1 protein-coding gene is annotated in these 688 nt (G+C 39.8%); it reads right to left on the bottom strand.

Annotated elements, in window-relative coordinates; genetic code table 11:
- Positions 1-688 (bottom strand): phosphoglucose isomerase-related protein (locus tag ACFIO5_RS11995; RefSeq protein WP_522729895.1); only part of this gene is annotated, 688 nt, incomplete at both ends.

Here is a 688-nt window from a genome sequence, read left to right as displayed (position 1 = left end):
ATTTGCTACCAACATATCATACATAGGATGTAAATTTTGCTCATGCCCTTTTATAAATAAAATAAATTCTACAGGAATAACATCTGTCCCTTGATGCAAAAGCTGAAAAAAAGCATGTTGCCCATTTGTCCCTGAATCACCCCAAACAACCGGACCACTTGAAAAAGTTAATGTTTTTCCATCCAAAGAAACCTGCTTACCATTTGATTCCATATCAAGCTGTTGCAAATAAGCTGGAAAGCGCGCTAAACGCTGTGCATAAGGAATGACAGCACGTGATGCATAACCACAAACAACACGATGCCAAAACCCTAAAAGAGCAAATCGAATAGGAATATTTTTACGCAAAGGTGCAGTTTTAAAATGTCGATCCATATGCTGAGCACCTTCGAGAAATTGGCGAAAGTTCTGCCCTCCTATTGCTAACATAACCACAAGGCCAATGGCTGACCAAATCGAATAACGCCCCCCAACCCAATCCCAAAACCTAAAAGTTCTCGAAGAATCTATGCCAAATTCTGCCACCTTATCAAGCGCACTTGAAACAGCAATAAAATGCTTGCAAACAGCTTCTTTCCCTAAATGTGACATAATCCATTGACGTGCAACTTGAGCATTTGCAATTGTTTCAGCCGTTGTAAAAGTTTTAGAAGCAATAACAAACAGCGTCGTTGCCGGATTCAAAACA

Source organism: Bartonella sp. AA86SXKL (genome assembly GCF_042196885.1).
The sequence above is the reverse complement of the archived record's forward strand: the minus strand, read 5'-3'. Positions and strand labels throughout refer to the sequence as shown.